The organism is Paenibacillus sp. YAF4_2 (assembly GCF_052113225.1).
Taxonomy (GTDB): Bacteria; Bacillota; Bacilli; order Paenibacillales; family Paenibacillaceae; genus Pristimantibacillus.
In genome coordinates this window covers 38,854-58,397 of sequence record NZ_JBFRCT010000001.1, presented here as the reverse complement: position 1 = coordinate 58,397, position 19,544 = coordinate 38,854, and the positions used below count along the sequence as shown (strand labels likewise).

The window sequence follows — 19,544 nt, the reverse complement described above, 5'->3', positions numbered from 1 at the left end:
TCGTATGCAGAAAATAAGGGGGAATATGACATGAAGTTAACTGGGCATGGACCATGTCATAAGTATTAGCCCATTTATAATACGGTACCTTGCAATAAATAGTACTGGATGGTATATTGTATTCAACGAATCCATATTCATAAACAGGTACTGTTCAATATATAGTACTAAAGCCATTAACCAAACGAGGTGCTTAAGATTTGAATGTTCAATTTAAAAAAGGAGTTCTAGAGCTGTGTGTGCTTGTCATGCTAGACAAGAAAGACCGATATGGATATGAGCTAGTCCAGAAAATATCCAGTCAAATTGAAATCTCTGAAGGCTCCATCTACCCTATTCTCCGTCGATTAACGAATGAAGAATATTTTACGACTTATCTGCAAGAATCTACAGAAGGACCATCGCGAAAATACTATAGACTTACAGACAAAGGAAGAACCTATCTGTATGAACTTATTACCGAATGGAATGAATTTGCAAGTGGCGTGAATCAATTGATAAAGGAAGGTGTGAACAATGACTAAACATACATTTTTACAGCAATTGGAGCACGAGTTGAAAGGAATTCCCGCTGTAGAGCGTGCGGATGTCCTACACGATTATGAAGAGCACTTTATGTTCGCAATAGAAGCAGGGAAATCAGAAGAAGAAATTGCAAATGCACTTGGCTCACCTTCCCAAATTGCCAAAGAGCTGCTTGCTAACTATCACGTACAACGAGCGACAGTTAGCTCGTCGGCTGGCAGCATTATTCGGGCAACTTGGGCTGTCATTGGATTAAGCTTCTTTAACCTTGTGATTGTTCTAGGCCCTGCTGTAGGAGTTGCAGGAGTCATAGTCGCAGGATGGGCAACAGCCTTAGCATTGGGACTCTCCCCTCTTCTTGTCATCGTTAATGCGGTTGTGCACCCAAGCACTTTCTTACTATTTGATCTCTTCTTCTCCCTTGCAATCTGCGGCTTAGGCATCTTCCTCGGGATGGGAATGCTGTACGTTACTAAGCTTGCGAAAAATGCATCGATTAGTTATTTGAAATATAACGTTTCTTTAGTAAAAGGCGGGTTGAAACATGACTAATAAGAAAAAAGTATCTGCTATTGCGGCAGGATTATTGGTAATTGGCCTTGTTGGAAGCCTAATCACTTACCAGTCTACTAATGATTTCAAAGAGGTCTCTGAACAAAAGAGCATTACCGGATCACAAGTTACTGCCATAGATATTAACTCAGATAATTCCCGTATTGAAATATGGCCAACCACGGAACAGGATGTAGATATTCAATTAAGCGGTAAAACGGCTACTAACGTAAAGCCGCAGCTCACTGCTAACGTTGAAGATTCAACCTTGTTTATCACATTAGATGAAGATCAGAATAAATGGTTTAACTTCAATTTTCATGATTACAAGCTAACCCTTAAAGTTTACTTGCCAGAAAAGCAATACAATGCGTTTAAGATCGCAAATAATAATGGATATATCTTGGCTCAAAAGCTTACAGCCACTTCCATTCAAGCAACAACAGATAATGGACGAATTGAGTTAAACGAAAGTACAGCGCAAGATGTTAAAGTACAAACCGATAACGGAAAAGTGACATTAACTCATGTCACGGGTGTACTAAATGGGAAGGCCAATAATGGTTCCATTACAGTCCTTACCAAAGAGATTAATCAGAATATCACTCTTGAAACAGATAATGGGAGAATCTTGCTTCAAACTGAGACCGAACCAACTGACGTATCCTTTCTCACTCATGTAGACAACGGAAGAGTTAATCTCTTCGACAAGTATAAAGAGGATACGGTTATTGGAGAAGGGAAAACCGTCGTCAAGCTAACCGCCGATAATGGCAGTATAACGGTGGAAAAACAATAAACGAAAGAAAGCCGTCCTATCTAGGGCGGCTTTCTTTCATAGGTATCTCTTTGGTTTATCAGAATTCACAAAACACGATCTTATTGCCAAACGGATCATTAATTTTGCATTCTACACTCTCCCATGGTGTCTTATCCAGACCGGGTCTCGCGTATTTATATTTCTTTTCCATCAGTTCCTTATGCAGCTCACTAATACCCGTCATTTCGATACGTATCGTTGACCCAGGACTGGAATCGCCATAATGCTCACTTAAATGCAGCCTTACATTACCTTTAGAGATCTGCATATATAGCGGCGTGTCTGGTTCGAATTGATGCTCCCAATCCAGCGTAAACCCAAGAAAGTCCAAGTAAAACTCTTTTGCCTTTCCCTCATCAAATATACGAAGGATCGGTACAATTTGCTTAAGCTCCATTGAAATTAACCTCCAAACTCACTTGCAAACCATTAGCAGATTGCCATCAGGATCTTTAAAATTAAACCAATGATCATTTTCGATTCCTGTGGTTAATTCTACATTCTTAGTTTTCATGAAGGCGTAGGCCCTATCAATATCATCCGTATGAAATTGAAAAACAGGTACTGTATACACATTCTCCGGAGAGTAAATCTTGCTATCCAATACAATATCGGGTCCTTCCATCGGCAAAACATAGATGTGACCAAAAAACAATTCACCATCTGCCGGCAGGCCTAAAATATCAGAATACCAATCCCGGGCATTTTCAATATGGCTAACGGGAATAAAGACTCCATTAATTTTATTTGAAATGGGATTCATCACTATTCTCCTTTAAGCTAATCGTTATTTACTTTACGCATCGCGCCAAGAACAATATTGTAGCCATCAGGATCAAGGATATGTACATTCTTGAATTCCCAGCCGCCATGTGACCCTTCAAAATCTTCTGGTCCAAAGATAGCGCCACTTGCACGTATTTCATCGACAAGCAGGTCTATTTCATCCCAACCGATATGCAGGAAGCTATCCCAGCCACGATCCGGACCTTCCCATTCTGTAGGATAATCCATACGTCTAGCAGAAATAGCATTTGGCCTAACATCCTCCAACGAGACTGCTTGCTGGAGAATGAAGCACACTTCATCACGCTCGGCATGTCCCCAGCCATCCACTGAAAATCCAAGGCAGTCACGGTAATACTCCTGTGATCTTTCAAGGTCAGATACTAGGCGAACCTGGATCGCTTTCCCCAGAGTAATTCGAGATTTTTCTTTATGTGCAATCACTTGTTCGCTCATAATTTCCTCCTTTTATCACTCTTTGATTAAGTCGGAGAGTAAGATCCCATTGATCCTCAAGCCGGTGATGTCACAGTCTGTCAACTCCACATTGGATAGATCACAACCATTAAACTGAGTATTAGTTAAGACGCAATTATGGAAACTTATTGGCTTATATTGCCCGTCAGGCTTGTGAAGTCTATCGCCTTCCATTGGAAGAATAACATTATGAAACTCTGTTCCAAATAGATTCACATAGTCTATAACGGCGTGACTTAAGTTAGCATGCTTAATGCTCACACCTGTCAAATTTGCATCCAAGATTGTAATCTCGCTCATATTTACATCATTCAAATTCATTGCATGCATGTTTACATTATTAATTCTCGTCTTCGCCAAGCTGACATTATCAATATCGAGCTCCTCCGCCTTAACTTCCCGCCACTTCGATCCTGATATATCCGCTTGATGCAAATCCAAAGGCTCAATCTTTAAGCTCATGACCTATCTCCTTCGAATTACAAATTTAAGCTGCCTCTATATCTTCTACAAACCTTCTGTGTTTACCTTTATTATCCATTACGTCAGCTTCTCAAATTCAAGCTTTGTGAGGCCATAAATATATTCATCATGTTGCTTACCCATCGTATAAATCATATTCCGAAGTTTGCCTTCCTGGACAAAGCCAAGATGCTCCTGTAAAGCAATAGATCCATCGTTAAAAGCATATACATGAGCATTAACTTTGTGATACCGTAATTCTTCGAAGTAATATTTCAGTATGATCAGGACCGCATCGGTGGCATAGCCATTACGCCAATGCTCGCGGAAGATGGATACTCCATATTTGAATGTCCCATTTCTGGGATTACAGTTATTTGTACATATACTTCCAATGTGCGTGCCATCTAATGTCTCGATTGCGAGGAAAATATTATCCCCATCATAGGTATTCGCAGCTTGGTGCTCCGCCCACTGTCTCGTACCTTCTTCCGATCTTGGAAAATGTATTTCATCGCATAGTCTGGCATTTTCTGAATCCATATCATTATGATGAAACATGTCCCAGTCTGAAGGCTGGACCGGTCGTAGCCTAACCTTCTTGCCTGCCCAAATATAGTTATTAATCATGTGTCCTCCTGATACTATTCTCGTTCGTAATCTCTTGATCTAAAGTACTTTCCCACCAGATTGAACTGTCACCCTCTGTTAATCTTTGTATTAGAGTTCGAAACGGGTAAGGTTGTAGTGAAACCTTATCTAGTTCATTAACTGACACCCATAAAAATTCAATATGAGGCTCTCGTGAGATTGGCATTGTGTCTAAATGAAGATCTGGAATGATCGCACTAAATACCTGATTAACCTCACAATGCAGTTCTTTATTTTTCTCCCATTTGTGTTCAACAGAGCCTAGATAATAACCCCTCGTGCAAGGTGGTGAAAATTCAAAGTCATCTCGTGCTCCCTTTAAATTAAGATTTATTTCCCTTCGCCTTCGAGCTTATAAACCTTCCAGCAATACGTTTATCCGTTGGCAAAACTCCAAACAAAGGTTTGAGCATAGTCTCATACTCTTTCTACACGAGTTTAGTTTTTCAATAACAAACAAAAGCCACACTAGAACCTTTCTAATGTGACTTGTATAGTCTCTATTTCACTGCCTTGATTGACAGCCATTGCGGGATAGCAGCCGACGGATTGATACGCCAATTGGTGTAGCTTGCAACCTCTTCTTCGGTCAATAACTCTCCTTCATCCGTTGATTCATCCACCCAGAACCAACCATTTTCTGCATACATCTCTTCTATATGCTTGATATTTAAATTAGAAGCTATCATAGCATTCATAATATCCTGTACACGCCATTTGAAGGTAGGAACGTCTCCAAATGGACCCGTTTGATCATATGAGTTCTGGATGGTCATCGCTTCTTTCGCCTTAATCCCAAATGGCCGCATAAACGGATGAATATCATACATGAGATAGGTCCCGCTGTTCTTCAGCACTCTATGTATATTGCTGTACATAGAAACCAGATCATTAATCCATACATGAACGCCATTAGATGTATAGACGAAATCATATTCATCGCTTTTCACCTGTGACAATTGCATGGTATCCTCACATAAAAATTCAATATCCCAGCCTTGCTTCTTCGCAATGATCGAAGCGTTCTCTACTTGTTTCTCTGCTATGTCGCAGGAGGTGACTTTCGCTCCCATTAAATGAAAAGCAAAAACAGCGTGGTTATCTCCACTAGAAGGAACCAACACACGTTTACCTGCTAAATCCGGATTAATCATGGCATATGTCGTAGGATGAAAAACAGACGCTGGTGATGCAATAATCTTCGCTATCGCTTCTTCTGTTCTATATTTCAGATACCAGGTATCTGACCATTCGTTCCAGCTGTCTTTGATGATGTCCATGCTTCTCATAGGGGAATTCTCCTTTCTGCATTCGACTAAATCCTATTCCTTCGCTTCTTCGCCAAATAAACCATCCCATTACCTAGTGCGAACCAAAACAAGACTAACGTCAGAGTCATCAGTGGACTAACATAATGATTGTTCTTATCTACTTGCACAAGGTACAAGCTTAAGAACGCAGATAAAACAAATCCAATACCAAGAACAATAGCCATCCTTCCTCTGATTTCCATAGTGATTCCCTTCCTCTCCACTTAACAATTATGCTGCGATGTGGACCTTCGTTGCATACCATCTGCCATGTTTCAGCTTCGTTGTCATCTTGACAACTTCTGTTCCGCCGAATGTAGGGGAAGCATCATGAAACTCAAAGCTTTGCTTGGTCGACGTTTTGGCAATAAAGAAGAAGTGGAACAGGAATACAGGGCCTACGCTGTGATCCCCAGGTTTATAGGTATAAGATAAAGCTGTCATGTGATTGCGCAACGGATTTAGTCGGTTGTAAGCCTGATCACTCATATACTTCTCATAACTGCTATCTGGCTGCATCCCAACGGTCAGGATAGATTTAACATCCTTTGCAATCCAAAATCCATAGCTTACATAAACGATTAAAAATAACGATACAACACTCAATATGGTTATTCTTTTCCTACTCATACACTCTTCCTCTCTCTATCAATTCCATGTTATTTCCAGTAAATACAAGATTATCACATCTCTTGGTCCCATGCACCGAAAACTTAATTTCAACAAGAAATTACATATTATAGGTGATATACTTTTAGACAGGTGTCTGTAAAAGGAGGAAGATCTATTATGAAGACGTCAAAAATAGCCATTTTAGTTGCACTTATTATTCTGATTGGCAGCTCCACTCTTCTCTACCAACAGCATGAAACCTCTAAACAAACCAAGATGAAGCTGAAAAGTGTCCTGGAAAGTTCACTTTATAAGATTTGGCTTAATTATGATGATATTGCTCAGTCTCAAACCAACAAAGTAACCCAAGAGCATGTTGAGCAAATTGCCAAGAAGCTAAACGTCATTGAAGCTTATTCCAGTCTGGTTGATCAGGCTGAGGGGACTTTTCTATTAGTTCCAATTGCTAACCATCTTACTTCTATTACGGAATACTTAAGCAAGCAGCTTCAGCAGAAGCCTGCGCTTTCCGAGGATGATCAGAGCGTATATTTGCACCTTACTCAATTCACAAAAGATTTCGCGCCGAAAATTGGTGATGTCTATTATGTTCCTGGTGCATGGGAAGGACCTAAAGCTGCATTAAAGCCAAATAAGACAGCTGTTCACGAAATGGCTAAATCAAGAGACCAGTTAAAGGCTTATGTCGCAGAGCTCTCAGAAAGGTCGACTAAATGATAGTTCTATCCCATAAACGAAAAAGGCGTGAGAAATGCGAACATTTCCACGCCTTTTTCGTTTATAGGAGAGTCATCAACTCCCCGCCTGCTGCCCCAACCAACACGATGATCCAAGGAGGTAGTTTCCAATACACAAGCATGCCGAAAAGTATTAAGCCCAGTACGAAATCCCTTGGTGTATCAATTGCACTCAACCACAGAGGATTATATAGGGCTGCCAATAAAATACCCACAACTACAGCATTAACGCCGATTAAAGCGCCTTGTACTCTCTCTTGTTGCCTTAACGTGTTCCAAAAAGGCAGCGTACCCGCCATAAGCAGGAACGCTGGCAAAAATATGGCAACGGTTGCCAATATCGCACCTTTCACCCCGTTAATCATAGCACCAAGATAGGCCGCAATCGTAAATAATGGGCCGGGCACAGCCTGCGCCGCACCGTATCCTGTCAAAAAATCGGCTTTACTCATCCAGCCAGTTGGCACAACTTCTCTCTCCAATAGTGGTAATACAACATGGCCTCCACCAAACACCAGCGATCCTGAACGGTAGAAGCTTTCGATTAGCGCTAACCAGTCAGCCTCATAACTATGGCGCAGAATGGGCAAGCCAACAAGTAAAATAAGAAACAGACTTAAACAGACAGCACCAGCACGTCTGCTTATAGGAACTATTAACGAATGGATGGTTGCTCCAGATTTCTGCCGGTACCAGAAATACCCGATTACCCCTCCAGCGACGAGGACTAAAAGCTGACTCACGGCTGTCTGCCATAACAAGGTGACTGCTGCTACAAGTATTGCAATTGTCACTCGATTACGGTCAGGTGTAAGCTTTTGCCCCATACTAAGTACAGCTTGTCCAACAATAGCAACCGCTACGATCTTCAATCCATGAATCCAGCCGGAAGTTCCTAGATCAAAACCCTGCATGAATAGTGCAAAGATCAGCAGTAGAATGACTGATGGCAGTGTAAATCCAATCCAGGCTGCCACTCCCCCTAGCCAACCGGCACGAAGCAAGCCGATACCTATCCCGACTTGGCTGCTTGCAGGTCCAGGAAGAAACTGCGCAAGAGCGACAAGATCAGCATAACTTCGTTCATCTAACCAACGCCGTCGCTTGATATATTCATTATGGAAGTAGCCTAGGTGTGCAATTGGACCGCCAAAGGATGTGCATCCCAGTTTAAAAGATACGATAAGTACTTCTAATAGAGCCTTCAGATGAATTGTTCCTCTCTATCTTTTCCCTTATTATATAAATATAAGAGAAGCTCGTTAATCCCTTTTACAATTACTTAAAGTCCAGGATGAAAGAAGGAATATCCAGTATGGAACTCAAATGGTTAGATTGGGCCAAACAGATGCAAGCAATGGCACAGACGGGACTGACGTATGCGACAGATGTATATGATATCGAGCGTTATGAGGCGTTACGGCAGATGAGTATTGAAATATTGGCTGAGTATACTTCCGTAAGCCATGAGAAAATATCCCTTGCCTTCGCAAGTGATAATGGATACACGACACCAAAGGTCGATATTCGCGCGGTTGTCTTTCAAGATCATAAGATCCTTCTTGTACGAGAAAAAATGGACGGCGCTTGGTCGATGCCTGGCGGTTGGAGTGATATCGGATACTCTCCGAAAGAGATTGCGGTCAAAGAAACGCAAGAAGAATCCGGTTTTGATACAGCTGCGGTTCGTTTACTAGCAGTACTGGACAAGAAGTTCCACAACCACCCGCCAAGCCCTTACCATGTCTATAAAATGTTTATTCTTTGCGAGATCATAGGCGGCAAAGCAATAGCTGGTGTTGAAACCAGTGCTGTTGGGTTTTTCGGATTAGACGAACTGCCTGAGCTATCCGTTGAACGAAATACTGTGGAGCAGGTACAGCTGATGTTTGAATATCTACATAATCCCAATAAAGAAGTCATTGTTGATTAATAACTGAGAATATAAAAAAACGCCGATCTTATGATCGGCGTTTTTTACAAGAAATAAGGATTACAGTTGTGTTGTTTTCTTCCAGTCCGCTGCGAATTTCTCCATACCTTGATCCGTCAATGGATGTTTGGAGATTTGCTCGATAACCGAGAATGGAATCGTCGCGATATGTGCTCCAGCCATAGCTACGCGAGTAACATGGTCCGGGTGGCGAACAGATGCCGCGATGATTTGAGCATCCAGGTTATGAACGCGGAACAGTTCAGCAACTTTCGCTACCAATTGAACGCCGTCTTCCGAGATATCATCAAGACGTCCAAGGAATGGCGATACATAAGTTGCGCCAGCACGAGCAGCAAGAAGAGCTTGGTTAACGGTGAAGATCAGCGTTACGTTTGTTTTCACGCCTTTTTGCGTCAAGTAACGGCAAGCTTCCAGACCAGCCAGTGTCATTGGCAGTTTAATTGTAATGTTTTTATCGTAGTTGTTGATCTTGATCAATTCATCCGCTTGCGCAATCATCTCTTCAGCTGTCAAAGCGTCAGGTGTTACTTCTGCAGATACCGATTCTACTTCTGGTACTGCAAGCAGAATTTCTTCAATACGATCTTCGAATTTCACGCCTTCTTTTGCTACGAGTGAAGGGTTTGTTGTAACACCGGACAATACGCCGACTTTATAAGCTTTTTTAATATCTTCCAAGTTTGCTGTATCGATGAAAAATTTCATTATGAACAACCTCCGAATAATAGTATTAGTTGAATTCTTTTGCCAAGCTTACTACGTTCTTAGTTGTGAAGCCAAAGTATTCAAGTACATCTGCACTTGAACCAGAAGCACCAAACGTTTCAATCGACAACACTTTACCTTGTTTACCTGTGTAACGTTCCCAGCCTAACGAAATACCCGCTTCAATCGCGATTCGGTTCGTTACAGCATCAGGAAGTACGCTTTGCTTGTACTCTTCAGACTGACGCTCGAACAGCTCTCGGCTTGGCATTGCCACGACACGAACGGAGATATTCTCTTGCTCGAGCTCTTTCTTCGCGTTTACAGCGAGTGAAACTTCAGAGCCTGTACCAATCAAAATGACATCTGGCTGGCTGTTTGTTTCCGTCAAGACGTAGGCGCCTTTTGCAACGGCCTCAACGTTAGCCTTTGTTTCTTCATAGATCGGAAGATTTTGTCTACTCAGTACCAAGGCTACAGGACCATCCTGCTGCTGCAGAGCATAAGCCCAAGCGCTAGCTGTTTCATTAGCATCAGATGGACGAATGACAGTAAGACCAGGAATCGTACGTAAAGCAGCAAGCTGCTCAACTGGCTCATGGGTAGGTCCGTCTTCTCCTACTGCAATGGAGTCATGTGTGAAGACATAAATAACAGGAAGCTTTTGCAGGGCAGCAAGACGAATCGATGGACGCAAGTAATCGCTGAATACGAAGAACGTGCTGACGAAAGGTTTTACGCCGCCATGCAGTGCCATACCGTTACCTGCAGCGCCCATTGCATGCTCACGAACGCCGAAGTAAACGTTACGTCCTGCATAGGAATCAACTGCGAACTTGCCTTCTCCACGGATATCCGTCATTGTCGAATGCGAGAGATCGGCACTGCCGCCGAAGATGGAAGGATCAATTTTCACAAAATGATTAATCGATTCACCACTCGCTACACGAGTCGAGATTTGCTTCGAAGTATCAAACGTAAGAATGTCTGCTGCTTCAAGGGTTAATGAACCATCCAGCACTTTCTCGAATTCACTGCCTTGCAAAGGATATTGCGCTTTGAACGAAGCAACCAGGTCATTCCATGCTGCTTCTTTCTCGCCGCCATTTTGTTTCAATTGAGCAAAATGAGCTTTTACCTCTTCAGGAACAGTAAATTCTTCTTCATACTGCCAGCCATAAACGGCTTTCGTAGCGATCGCTTCTTCCTTGCCAAGTGGATTGCCATGCACCTTGTGAGTGCCGGCTCCCTTGCTGCCGTAACCAATGATCGTACGAACCTCGATGAGTGTAGGCTGAGACTTATTCTGCTTCGCTTTGGAGATTGCATCCGTAATCGCAGCAAGATCATTGCCATCCTCTACACGTAAGTATTCCCATTGTGCAGATTCTGTTCTCTTCCGTACATTCTCACCGAAGGACAAGTTAAGATCACCATCGAGCGAAATATCGTTCGAATCATACAGGACAACTAATTTACCAAGCTTCATGTGTCCAGCCATGGACATCGCCTCGTAAGAGATTCCTTCCATCAAGCAGCCGTCTCCAACAAGCGCATACGTATAATGGTCAACAACCGGGAAACCTTCCTGGTTATATTTCGCCGCCAAGTGAGCTTCCGCCATCGCCATACCAACCGCATTCGCAATCCCTTGACCCAGCGGTCCAGTTGTTGCATCAACGCCATCTGTGTGGCCAAATTCCGGATGTCCCGGCGTCTTGCTGTTCAGCTTACGGAATTGCTTCAAGTCATCAATAGATACTTGGTAACCCGACAAGTGCAGAAGGCTGTAAAGCAAGGCCGAACCGTGACCTGCAGATAATACAAACCGGTCGCGGTTGAACCATTTGGCATTCGCTGGATTGTGGGAGAGTAATTTGCCCCACAGTGCATAAGCCATCGGAGCGGCCCCCATCGGGAGACCAGGGTGACCGGAGTTTGCAGCGTTAATCGCATCGATCGATAAAGTACGAATCGTATCGACGGATAGTTGATCAATGTCCAATTTAGTAAGCATATTCTTCATCCTTCCGTTTCGTTTGTTGCTCTTCCTTCGATTCATCCTTCGTATCAAACCACCAATGGAAGCCATCTTCTGCTAATAAAGCATCAGCTTCAGCTGGACCATTAGAACCTGCTTCATAGGAGTGAAGCGGAACCTGGTTATCATGGAAAGCATCCAGTATCGGCTGCACCCAAGCCCAGGCGAGTTCCACCTCATCCCAATGCGCGAAGAACGTAGGGTTGCCCACAAGCGCATCATAAATCAGGTTTTCATAAGCTTCCGGGATCTCCTTGCTGCTTTCATGCAGCTGGATTTGAACCGGCTTCAGCTCGCCGTTCTCCTTCGTATTGAGCTGAAGCATAATCCCTTCATTCGGGCTGATCTCAATATGAAGAAGATTCGGCGCTCCGCCGTTAATAACTGAGGAGGCTTGGTTTAAAGCTTCCTTAAATTCGACTACAATTCGTGTTGATTTCTCCTTCAGCCGTTTCCCGGTCCGGATATAGAACGGTACTCCCCGCCAAAAGAAATCATCAATTTGAATCTTAGCCGCAATGTAAGTGTCATTCATCGAGGAAGCTGCAATACCCGGCTCGGAACGATATCCTTTCACCGGATTGCCTTCAAGGGAACCTTCTGCGTATTGAGCGCGAATGACATTCGTACGCACATCCGATTGCGATAAAGGAATGAGTGCCTCCATGACTTGTTTCTTATGCTTCCGTACTTCTTGAGCGTTGCTGTTATGAGGCAGGTGAATCGCGAGCATCATAAGCATTTGAAGCATATGATTCTGGAACATATCCCTCACAGCACCAACATGATCGTAGTAGCCAGCCCGTTCTTCAACGCCAACGGTCTCGCTTGCTGTAATCTGTACATTAGCTATATATCGATTGCTCCACAGAGCTTGAATGATCGGGTTCGCACGTTCCAACACTTCAAGATTCTGAACCATTGGTTTACCAAGATAATGATCAATTCGGAATATTTCGTCTTCAGTGAACGATTTGCTAAGCTGCTCATTCAATTCCCGGGCTGACTGCAAATCATGACCAAATGGCTTTTCAATAACGAGACGTTTCCAGCCTGTTGTGGAACCAAGTCCACTTTCGGCAATATTTGAAGCAATCGTTGTGAAGTACTCTGGACCAACTGACAAATAAAAGAGGCGGTTTGGCGTAAGCTGAAGCTTGCTCTCGCGTTCTTCAATTATTCCGAGCAATTTCTTATAGTCTTCTGTACGGCCGATATCAAGAACCGAGTAGCGGAATTTACTGATGAATGATTGTACAAGTTCCGGATTCACAAGTTCACGTCTAGAGAAATTCCGGAGCGACTGCTCCACACTAGTCTGGAAATACTCATCCGACCAGTCTCTTCTTCCAAGACCTATTAGAGAAAAAGAATCCGGAAGCTTTCCATCAACGAATAAATTGTATAATGCAGGATATATTTTTCTTTTGGCTAAGTCGCCAGTTGCACCAAATAACACATACGTTACGGGTTCCATCGTTTCTTCTCCCTCCAGCAGAACGAAAAGTTCTGTTTTTTTTCTGTAATTCCACTATAATACGTTTATGAGCCATACAAGTAATTAATATATTTTACAGGAGCTATCGACCACGTCTATGACCAATAACTATGAATTATACAAAGTGTTCTATTGGGCAGCCAAAACAGGAAGTTTGACCCAGGCTGCCAAGATGCTGTACCTTACTCAGCCAAGCGTTAGTCATGCCATTAAACAGCTCGAGGAAAGCTTTGGGCTGACGCTGTTTTATCGGACCTCAAAAGGCGTCTCCCTTACCCAAGAAGGGACCATTCTGTACTCCTATATCGAGCAGTCGCAGATTCTGATCAATTCTGCTGAGGAGAAAATGATCGCCCTTAAAAATTTGGACAATGGTGAGCTTCGAATTGGAGGCAGCGACTCCTTGTTCAAGCATTATCTGCTGCCTTATCTTGAGGATTTTATCAAGAAATATCCCGGAATTAAGCTCCATCTGAATCATGGCACTACACCAGAGGTTATTACTTTCCTGAAAGAGGGCAAAATAGATCTTGGGGTCGTTCGTATGCCAATCGTCGATCCGCAGCTTGAAGTAAAAGAAAGCATCCAGCTGCAGGACTGTTTCGTTGCGGGGGCTGTATACAGTGACTTGAAAGATAAAGTGCTGTCGCTCAGCATGCTTCTGCAATATCCCATTATCCTGTTCTCCCGTAACAGCCGAGCTCGGATGGCGATAACAGAGATTTTTAATCACTATGGATATATGATCAAACCGGAGATTGAGGTCGGAAGCGTCGATTTGCTGATCGAATTTGCACGAAGAGGCCTTGGCATTTCGTATGTAACGCGTGATTTTATAGCGAAGGAGCTTGCGGAAGGCTCCCTGTTCGAGATTCACCTGGATATCCCTCTCCCTCCTTCACACATCGGTATGATGAATATGCGGAATATGCCGCTTTCAAGTGCCGCCACGAAGTTTATTGCCCAGTTCAGGTAATGGAAAGGGGCTTGTCCATAAGTCATTCATATGACGATGGATGGCCCCAAATTAACCATTTTCCCCACTCCCACTATACTTACACCGATAAGAATAAAATAGGATCAAATTGGTAAAACAAGTAATGAAATTCTCTACCAATGCATCTACGGAGTTGATCTTATCCTAAATTTTGTTCCTTATCTCATACTAATCGCTGTTACATTCAAGATATTACTAGGTTTTCTATGAGGAAAATTACGGTCTATCAGTTATTTGCAATCACTTTTATTTTTCAATTAGGTACTACAATTATATTCGGCTTTGGCGGTCATGCCGGAAAGGATGCATGGATTGGAGAATTAATATCCTGTTTCCTTGGGGTTTTTTTGATCCTGATCTTCATCGCCTTAATGCATATGAATCCGGGGCTAACTCTTGTCCAATGGTTTCCCGCACAGTTTGGGCGCTGGATCGGAACACCAATTGCCTTTCTTTACCCCCTTTTGTTTATGTATATTGTTGGACGGGTTGTTGCGGATATCAGGGATATGGTTTCAACAACCATCTTATCTAATACACCTCTTATCATCATCTCAGGAGTTTTTGTCTTTATTATTGCTTATTGCGTATATGGCGGACTTGAACGCGTTTCCCGGCTGGGGGAAGTGTTTCTCCCCATCGTATTGCTCATGTTTTGTATTGAAGTCATTCTTCTTTTAGGCTCCAAAGTTATGGATTTCCATAATTTACTTCCTGTTTTTGAAAATGGGTGGGCGCCTGTCTTTAAGACCGTTTATCCATCTGGAATCACTCAATCCTTTGGAGAAACCATTATATTTGCTATGTTTTGGACGGAGATCAAAGAGACTAATAAAGTAATGAAAATTACGATTCTCGCTACTTTACTATCCGGAATTATGGTTACTCTATTGGATGTGATGGCTATATCCGTTTTTGGAGATATGTTTTCGGGTTTCCTGTACCCTCTTTACACCCTGCTTAGTTTGATCAGTATCGGAAAATTTATTGAAAACTTACAAATGTTCGGCGTACTCTATTTATTAATGACGGCGCTCTTAAAATGCGTTGTCTTAATGTTCGCAGCGGTCAAAGGCATTAAACAATTAACGAATATGAAGGGTTACCGTGTACTTGTCATCCCGTCATGCGCCATCTCCCTCATTCTTGGAATGACAATGTCCAAAAATATTGCGGAGCACATTTACCGCCAACACTTTGAAATATTAGTTCCTTATGTGTGGGTGCCGATGTACATAGTATTGCCTGCGATTCTTCTCATTGTTACTTGGCTGCGGCAATCCATGAAATGAACATCTTCATTTCTCAATCTCGTTTGCTTTTAATTGCAATGCTGGTCCAGTTACACCAATCCGTCGAACCGTTATGTTCGCATTTACAGAAATCTCAGCTTCCCGGAACTCTTCTTCCCAGTCATTCCTTATCGATTTCCATAATGTAAGGTTTTTCCTTTTAATAACATCGCTGAATCCGAACACATCTGTCCCGTACTTTTTTTGCACTTTGGTAATCGTCCGTAATACGGTTTCTTCGACATGATTTTCTAATGCATTTTGTACCAGGCTAATATTATTAGTCTGTGTCAAGTCGAGCCTAGTGTTATTTTCACGAATAGCGCCTTTCCCTGTTAACGTAACAAGAATTTTAAGCCTGCCACTTTGGATAGCCGGCTGAATCTTACTGTGCATTCTATTGAGAATAATACTGACATTACCTCCATCATGAGCTATTGTTGCAGGAACCGTCAGCTTATTTAAATTCCCGGTTACCCATCGCATTGCCTGGCTTTCCTCAGCATTCAAATAACCAACCAATTTCAAATCTTTATTAAATATCCCTGCTCCTGCAAGCCGGAATCCTTCATTGTCCGAATTGGTCTGCTCATTCTGGTTGTCTTGATCTTGAGACTTAGTGTCCATACCAATGGCAATTGCAGGTACGGCTGGACAAGCTCCATCACTGGTTGCAGCATGTAAAAAGTTCAACAATCCCATTTCTACAGGTGTTCCCATCTGACCATATTCTCCCAAAACCCCAAGAGCAGAGATGTTTTCTAATGGGTATGATTTTTCCAAAAAATTCTTTGCAGTGCCTCCCCTGACAATAAATATATCGGTTCGGAGTTTAAGGTTCGGATCGCGCGTATAGGTATCGAACACCTCCTTAACCCCCTGTCTTGCCATAGATTCGCCTATCACAATGACCCGACGGTGACCGCGAAACACTTGCCTGGACAACTTTGTCTGCATCTGCTGCACTGCATCGAGTGTATTCATCCCATTACCCGAGACGACAAAGAACGGCTTATTCTTGCTTTCTCCGCTTATGCTGTTCTGTCCACCACTAATTCTCGTCGGGAGGATGGCTTGAGCACTGATCATGATTTTCTTGTTATCGGCTTTGTCAATCCCCCACGCAAGTTCAATCGCAATCTCGTTCACTTCCGAATTATCCCAACAGCCAGAAACGAATGTGAGAGAAAGAATTAGAACGAACAAGCTGGTCCTATGTAACTTTTTCATTCGTCTGTCTTCCCTTGTTTTGAACTTGGTTGTTGACCTTCGGGGATGCGAGTTTTATTTGTCCCTGAGAAAAGTGCGGAACGCCGGGTCATACTCCACCTAGGTGCACGTATGAATATATCCTTCAGGCCTTGAGGTACACTCGGGACTACCGGATTCATATACGGAACTCCAAACGATTGCAGGCCAAGAAGATGTATCATCAACAAAAATACTCCGCTTATTATTCCGTATAAGCCCAGCATTCCCGCTAATATCAACATCGGGAAACGAAGAAGACGATAAGCGGTCCCGAAATTATATCGCGGGATGGCAAACGATGCGATTCCGGTCGTAGCCACAACAATAACAACAGGGGCGGATACTATACCTGCTTGTACGGCAGCTTGTCCAATGACAAGCGCTCCCACAATACTGACGGCCGAGCCCATGGCTTTAGGCATGCGAATTCCTGCCTCTCGAAGCCCCTCGAACATAAACTCCATCAACAATGCCTCGACAAACGTCGGAAATGGGACTCCTTCTCTGGAATTAGAAATGCTGATGAGCAGGTTCGTTGGGATAAGCTGTTGATGAAAGGTTGAGAGTGCCACGTACAAGGACGGGAGCAGCAGTGCGATATTAAATAACGAGTATCGGACGAATCGAATAAATGTCGTATAGATTGATCGTTCGTAATAATCTTCTACTGCCTGTAAACCAGTCCAAAAAGTCATCGGAACAATCAGCACAAATGGGGTATTATCGACAAGGATCGCGACTTTCCCTTCAAGCAAACTTGCGCAAACGATATCAGGCCGCTCGGTATTTTGAATTTGTGGGAATGGAGACCAAGGAGCATCTTCAATAAACTCTTCGATAAATCCTGATTCCAGTACCCCGTCCATCTCGATTCGACTAATTCTATCACGGACTTCCTTCAGGACCGTATTTGAGACAATTCCATCAATATATACAATAACTACATCGGTCTGGGAGACTTGACCAATCGTAATGGACTCCATTTTCAGCTTTGGACTACGGATTCGTCTACGGATTAAGCTTGTATTGATTCGTAACGTTTCCGTAAATCCGTCCCTCGGACCGCGGATAGAAACTTCGGCGGCCGGCTCCTCAATTCCGCGTTTCTCGAATCCTTTAAGATCAGCTGCAATAGCCTTGTTTTCTCCGTCCACCAGAAGAACGATATTCGCCTTCAGAATTCCATCGGTTACCTCATTGATTGTAGAAACCGTTTTAATCGGGGAGATGGCTAACAGTTTCTTTTGAATGATCTGCCCTGAAATAGGAGTCGCATTCAACCCGCTGGGCGTTTCTTCAAATAGGTTTGGCGTTAACATAACTTTATCCAGCGTTGTTGTGTCAATTAAACCATCAATATATATAATAAGTACTTCGGGATTGCTGCTGATTGAACGAAAAATGATATCGGAACTATTGAGAAAAATTTCTCTGAGCATCTTCTCGTTTATAGTGAGCTTTGTGCTTAATTCTGCATTTTGATCGGGAGAAAGGGAAGGAAATGACGATCCAAACCGGTTAGAGTTATGGTTACGAATTGATTTTTTTCGACTTCTTGTCCAAAGCACGCGCATATCCCTCCTCAAAACGTTTAAGCAAGCGTCCAGTTGTGTATTATATCCAATAGTTCCAAAGTTTATCGTGATGATATTCGAAATCGCTTTCAATAATCATTAAGTTGTAAACCTTTAGTCGTAAACACAAATAAAAGAGAAACCCTCAGGCTTCTCTTTTATAATCATGGTGATATTTTCTTTATGCCAATTCTTTTCCCATACACACGCTTTCTTCACTACCAATATAAGGATCATAATTGGCAATTTGTTCATACCCTAATTTCTTATACAGCGATATGGCCTCAGGCTGATTAGTCCCCGTTTCTAGTAGTGCCTGCTGCTTTCCTTCCTCTACCGCCCACTTTTCAAGCTCTCTAACAATGGATTGAGCTATGCCTTTGCCTCTTGCTGTTTCTTTCACAAACATCCGCTTGATCTCAACGGTCTGTTCATCTCTTGTCTCGCGGTAACATCCGCATCCGACAGGCTTTCCATCTACATAGGCAACAACCGCTTTTGCATCAAGACTGACCTTATTATGTACATCAAAAAACTGCTGCGTATCCGGATATCTGCTCCAAAGGTCTTTGTCCAGCAGCGTTATTAATTGCTGAAAATCTTCATGATCAGCAGATACTCTTTCTAAATGAATCATGTATATCGTCCTTTCTTATCCATTCTAATATCCCGAATCAGCGATAACTTTTCCGTTCTCATCAAGGGCTTCCGCTTTAATACTCCACGAATATGAAGAATTCTGAAAATCCAATTCTGGATAATAGATAAAAGCTTGATTATGAACAGGAATCTTAAATTTAATCTCATTGCTGTCATCATTTCTTGGTATGCACGTAACCGCGATTTCTTTCACCGTCACATTGGAGCGTATCGCTCCCCAAATCACATTATCCGTTTTCTTGTCTCCACCGTTCCATTTGAATAAAAAAGGGATTAGATCGCCTTGAACGCTAAATGACGTACCATATTCCGGGTCCGTTGAATACCGGTAAGCATGCCTGCTTTTCTCGAATGTACTGTACACATATACGCTATGGTTTGGGTTATCTTGCGAAGGATCAAGAAAAATGACACTTTGATGTTCCTCGTCAATGTACAGTACTTCAATAGGGTCATCCCATTTCTTTTGAATGGCTTCCTCTAGTGTTGAGTAACTGCATCCTGATAATACAGTTAGGGCAAGCAATAACAATATTATAATCCGGATCATCTGTCACCTCATAATCAAATGGTTTATACCTCCTACATTTTACCAAACTGTTTTCAATACGGATAC

Annotated in this window: 23 protein-coding genes; 7 read left to right on the top strand and 16 right to left on the bottom strand. The window is 42.7% G+C overall.

Going from position 1 to position 19,544, the window contains the following annotated elements; translation table 11 throughout:
• Positions 1–200 precede the first annotated feature (200 nt).
• Genes AB4Y93_RS00315 through AB4Y93_RS00305 form a run of 3 tightly spaced genes read left to right on the top strand, consistent with a single transcriptional unit; the run spans position 201 to position 1,876 of the window.
• Positions 201–524, top strand: a complete 324-nt coding sequence (locus tag AB4Y93_RS00315) for a PadR family transcriptional regulator (protein WP_441888042.1) — start codon at positions 201–203, stop codon at positions 522–524.
• Entirely contained in the window at positions 517–1,077 is a 561-nt protein-coding gene (locus AB4Y93_RS00310; protein ID WP_441888041.1) for an HAAS signaling domain-containing protein, read from the top strand. Before AB4Y93_RS00315 ends, AB4Y93_RS00310 begins: the two co-directional genes overlap by 8 nt.
• Positions 1,070–1,876 (top strand): DUF4097 family beta strand repeat-containing protein, encoded by an 807-nt coding sequence (locus AB4Y93_RS00305; RefSeq protein WP_441888040.1) that lies wholly within the window; start codon positions 1,070–1,072, stop codon positions 1,874–1,876. The genes AB4Y93_RS00310 and AB4Y93_RS00305 overlap by 8 nt, the downstream gene beginning before the upstream one ends.
• A gap of 58 nt (positions 1,877–1,934) precedes the next feature.
• Here the strand turns inward: AB4Y93_RS00305 and AB4Y93_RS00300 are convergent, their stop codons facing one another.
• The 8 genes from AB4Y93_RS00300 to AB4Y93_RS00265 all read right to left on the bottom strand — a co-directional run bounded on the left by AB4Y93_RS00300 (position 1,935) and on the right by AB4Y93_RS00265 (position 6,213).
• Positions 1,935–2,294 carry a glyoxalase superfamily protein gene (locus tag AB4Y93_RS00300; RefSeq protein ID WP_441888039.1) on the bottom strand — a complete coding sequence of 120 codons (360 nt, stop codon included), beginning with the start codon at positions 2,292–2,294 and terminating at the stop codon, positions 1,935–1,937.
• Between the two features lie 18 nt (positions 2,295–2,312).
• Positions 2,313–2,660, bottom strand: a complete 348-nt coding sequence (locus AB4Y93_RS00295; protein WP_441888038.1) for a VOC family protein — start codon at positions 2,658–2,660, stop codon at positions 2,313–2,315.
• Positions 2,661–2,677: 17 nt separating this feature from the next.
• Entirely contained in the window at positions 2,678–3,139 is a 462-nt protein-coding gene (locus AB4Y93_RS00290) for a VOC family protein (protein WP_441888037.1), read from the bottom strand.
• 15 nt (positions 3,140–3,154) lie between these two features.
• Entirely contained in the window at positions 3,155–3,622 is a 468-nt protein-coding gene (locus tag AB4Y93_RS00285) for a pentapeptide repeat-containing protein (protein ID WP_441888036.1), read from the bottom strand.
• Positions 3,623–3,700: 78 nt separating this feature from the next.
• Positions 3,701–4,252 (bottom strand): GNAT family N-acetyltransferase, encoded by a 552-nt coding sequence (locus tag AB4Y93_RS00280; RefSeq protein ID WP_441888035.1) that lies wholly within the window; start codon positions 4,250–4,252, stop codon positions 3,701–3,703.
• 521 nt (positions 4,253–4,773) lie between these two features.
• Positions 4,774–5,562, bottom strand: a complete 789-nt coding sequence (locus AB4Y93_RS00275) for a class I SAM-dependent methyltransferase (protein ID WP_441888034.1) — start codon at positions 5,560–5,562, stop codon at positions 4,774–4,776.
• A gap of 26 nt (positions 5,563–5,588) precedes the next feature.
• The gene (locus AB4Y93_RS00270) at positions 5,589–5,786 is read right to left on the bottom strand and encodes a hypothetical protein (protein ID WP_441888033.1); all 198 of its coding nucleotides are present in this window, start codon (positions 5,784–5,786) and stop codon (positions 5,589–5,591) included.
• A gap of 28 nt (positions 5,787–5,814) precedes the next feature.
• A complete protein-coding gene (locus AB4Y93_RS00265) occupies positions 5,815–6,213 on the bottom strand; it encodes a hypothetical protein (protein ID WP_441888032.1) in 399 nt (132 codons plus the stop codon).
• Positions 6,214–6,372: 159 nt separating this feature from the next.
• Between AB4Y93_RS00265 and AB4Y93_RS00260 the strand changes: the two genes are divergently transcribed.
• Positions 6,373–6,933, top strand: coding sequence for a hypothetical protein (locus AB4Y93_RS00260; RefSeq protein WP_441888031.1), 561 nt, complete (start codon positions 6,373–6,375; stop codon positions 6,931–6,933).
• 61 nt (positions 6,934–6,994) lie between these two features.
• Here AB4Y93_RS00260 and AB4Y93_RS00255 read toward each other — a convergent pair whose 3' ends face one another.
• Entirely contained in the window at positions 6,995–8,161 is a 1,167-nt protein-coding gene (locus AB4Y93_RS00255) for a chromate transporter (RefSeq protein ID WP_441889195.1), read from the bottom strand.
• Between the two features lie 107 nt (positions 8,162–8,268).
• Here AB4Y93_RS00255 and AB4Y93_RS00250 point away from each other — a divergent pair, with 107 nt between their 5' ends.
• Complete coding sequence (locus AB4Y93_RS00250; protein ID WP_441888030.1) at positions 8,269–8,886, top strand: NUDIX hydrolase; 618 nt, start codon at positions 8,269–8,271, stop codon at positions 8,884–8,886.
• A gap of 60 nt (positions 8,887–8,946) precedes the next feature.
• On the opposite strand, the gene fsa is transcribed toward AB4Y93_RS00250, so the two are convergent.
• The 3 genes from fsa to zwf are packed head-to-tail and all read right to left on the bottom strand — an operon-like array spanning position 8,947 to position 13,133.
• Complete coding sequence (gene fsa, locus AB4Y93_RS00245; protein ID WP_441888029.1) at positions 8,947–9,615, bottom strand: fructose-6-phosphate aldolase; 669 nt, start codon at positions 9,613–9,615, stop codon at positions 8,947–8,949.
• Between the two features lie 25 nt (positions 9,616–9,640).
• Positions 9,641–11,641, bottom strand: a complete 2,001-nt coding sequence (tkt, locus tag AB4Y93_RS00240; protein ID WP_441888028.1) for a transketolase — start codon at positions 11,639–11,641, stop codon at positions 9,641–9,643.
• Complete coding sequence (gene zwf / locus AB4Y93_RS00235) at positions 11,622–13,133, bottom strand: glucose-6-phosphate dehydrogenase (RefSeq protein WP_441888027.1); 1,512 nt, start codon at positions 13,131–13,133, stop codon at positions 11,622–11,624. The genes tkt and zwf overlap by 20 nt, the downstream gene beginning before the upstream one ends.
• Positions 13,134–13,251: 118 nt before the next feature.
• On the opposite strand from zwf, the gene AB4Y93_RS00230 reads away from it, so the two are divergent.
• Both AB4Y93_RS00230 and AB4Y93_RS00225 read left to right on the top strand, forming a co-directional pair.
• On the top strand, positions 13,252–14,130 hold the full coding sequence (locus tag AB4Y93_RS00230) for a LysR family transcriptional regulator (protein ID WP_441888026.1): 879 nt from the start codon (positions 13,252–13,254) through the stop codon (positions 14,128–14,130).
• A 227-nt stretch (positions 14,131–14,357) separates the two neighbouring features.
• Positions 14,358–15,443, top strand: coding sequence for a GerAB/ArcD/ProY family transporter (locus AB4Y93_RS00225; protein ID WP_441888025.1), 1,086 nt, complete (start codon positions 14,358–14,360; stop codon positions 15,441–15,443).
• A gap of 6 nt (positions 15,444–15,449) precedes the next feature.
• On the opposite strand, the gene AB4Y93_RS00220 is transcribed toward AB4Y93_RS00225, so the two are convergent.
• From AB4Y93_RS00220 to AB4Y93_RS00205, 4 genes are all read right to left on the bottom strand, one after another.
• Positions 15,450–16,673 (bottom strand): Ger(x)C family spore germination protein, encoded by a 1,224-nt coding sequence (locus AB4Y93_RS00220; RefSeq protein ID WP_441888024.1) that lies wholly within the window; start codon positions 16,671–16,673, stop codon positions 15,450–15,452.
• On the bottom strand, positions 16,670–18,232 hold the full coding sequence (locus tag AB4Y93_RS00215; protein ID WP_441889193.1) for a spore germination protein: 1,563 nt from the start codon (positions 18,230–18,232) through the stop codon (positions 16,670–16,672). The genes AB4Y93_RS00220 and AB4Y93_RS00215 overlap by 4 nt, the downstream gene beginning before the upstream one ends.
• Before the next feature lie 217 nt (positions 18,233–18,449).
• Positions 18,450–18,905, bottom strand: a complete 456-nt coding sequence (locus AB4Y93_RS00210) for a GNAT family N-acetyltransferase (RefSeq protein ID WP_441888023.1) — start codon at positions 18,903–18,905, stop codon at positions 18,450–18,452.
• 24 nt (positions 18,906–18,929) lie between these two features.
• Positions 18,930–19,478 (bottom strand): hypothetical protein, encoded by a 549-nt coding sequence (locus tag AB4Y93_RS00205; RefSeq protein ID WP_441888022.1) that lies wholly within the window; start codon positions 19,476–19,478, stop codon positions 18,930–18,932.
• Positions 19,479–19,544: the final 66 nt, after the last annotated feature.

What these genes read in the sequence shown, in the direction of transcription:
- AB4Y93_RS00300 (WP_441888039.1), bottom strand. Translation starts at nt 2,294, where the DNA reads ATGGAGCTTAAGCAAATTGTACCGATCCTTCGTATATTTGATGAGGGA.
- AB4Y93_RS00305 (WP_441888040.1), top strand. Translation starts at nt 1,070, where the DNA reads ATGACTAATAAGAAAAAAGTATCTGCTATTGCGGCAGGATTATTGGTA.
- AB4Y93_RS00220 (WP_441888024.1), bottom strand. Translation starts at nt 16,673, where the DNA reads ATGAAAAAGTTACATAGGACCAGCTTGTTCGTTCTAATTCTTTCTCTC.
- fsa (WP_441888029.1), bottom strand. Translation starts at nt 9,615, where the DNA reads ATGAAATTTTTCATCGATACAGCAAACTTGGAAGATATTAAAAAAGCT.
- AB4Y93_RS00250 (WP_441888030.1), top strand. Translation starts at nt 8,269, where the DNA reads ATGGAACTCAAATGGTTAGATTGGGCCAAACAGATGCAAGCAATGGCA.
- AB4Y93_RS00290 (WP_441888037.1), bottom strand. Translation starts at nt 3,139, where the DNA reads ATGAGCGAACAAGTGATTGCACATAAAGAAAAATCTCGAATTACTCTG.
- AB4Y93_RS00260 (WP_441888031.1), top strand. Translation starts at nt 6,373, where the DNA reads ATGAAGACGTCAAAAATAGCCATTTTAGTTGCACTTATTATTCTGATT.
- AB4Y93_RS00275 (WP_441888034.1), bottom strand. Translation starts at nt 5,562, where the DNA reads ATGAGAAGCATGGACATCATCAAAGACAGCTGGAACGAATGGTCAGAT.
- AB4Y93_RS00280 (WP_441888035.1), bottom strand. Translation starts at nt 4,252, where the DNA reads ATGATTAATAACTATATTTGGGCAGGCAAGAAGGTTAGGCTACGACCG.
- AB4Y93_RS00230 (WP_441888026.1), top strand. Translation starts at nt 13,252, where the DNA reads ATGACCAATAACTATGAATTATACAAAGTGTTCTATTGGGCAGCCAAA.
- tkt (WP_441888028.1), bottom strand. Translation starts at nt 11,641, where the DNA reads ATGAAGAATATGCTTACTAAATTGGACATTGATCAACTATCCGTCGAT.
- AB4Y93_RS00205 (WP_441888022.1), bottom strand. Translation starts at nt 19,478, where the DNA reads ATGATCCGGATTATAATATTGTTATTGCTTGCCCTAACTGTATTATCA.
- AB4Y93_RS00210 (WP_441888023.1), bottom strand. Translation starts at nt 18,905, where the DNA reads ATGATTCATTTAGAAAGAGTATCTGCTGATCATGAAGATTTTCAGCAA.
- AB4Y93_RS00270 (WP_441888033.1), bottom strand. Translation starts at nt 5,786, where the DNA reads ATGGAAATCAGAGGAAGGATGGCTATTGTTCTTGGTATTGGATTTGTT.
- AB4Y93_RS00295 (WP_441888038.1), bottom strand. Translation starts at nt 2,660, where the DNA reads ATGAATCCCATTTCAAATAAAATTAATGGAGTCTTTATTCCCGTTAGC.
- zwf (WP_441888027.1), bottom strand. Translation starts at nt 13,133, where the DNA reads ATGGAACCCGTAACGTATGTGTTATTTGGTGCAACTGGCGACTTAGCC.
- AB4Y93_RS00265 (WP_441888032.1), bottom strand. Translation starts at nt 6,213, where the DNA reads ATGAGTAGGAAAAGAATAACCATATTGAGTGTTGTATCGTTATTTTTA.
- AB4Y93_RS00285 (WP_441888036.1), bottom strand. Translation starts at nt 3,622, where the DNA reads ATGAGCTTAAAGATTGAGCCTTTGGATTTGCATCAAGCGGATATATCA.
- AB4Y93_RS00310 (WP_441888041.1), top strand. Translation starts at nt 517, where the DNA reads ATGACTAAACATACATTTTTACAGCAATTGGAGCACGAGTTGAAAGGA.
- AB4Y93_RS00225 (WP_441888025.1), top strand. Translation starts at nt 14,358, where the DNA reads ATGAGGAAAATTACGGTCTATCAGTTATTTGCAATCACTTTTATTTTT.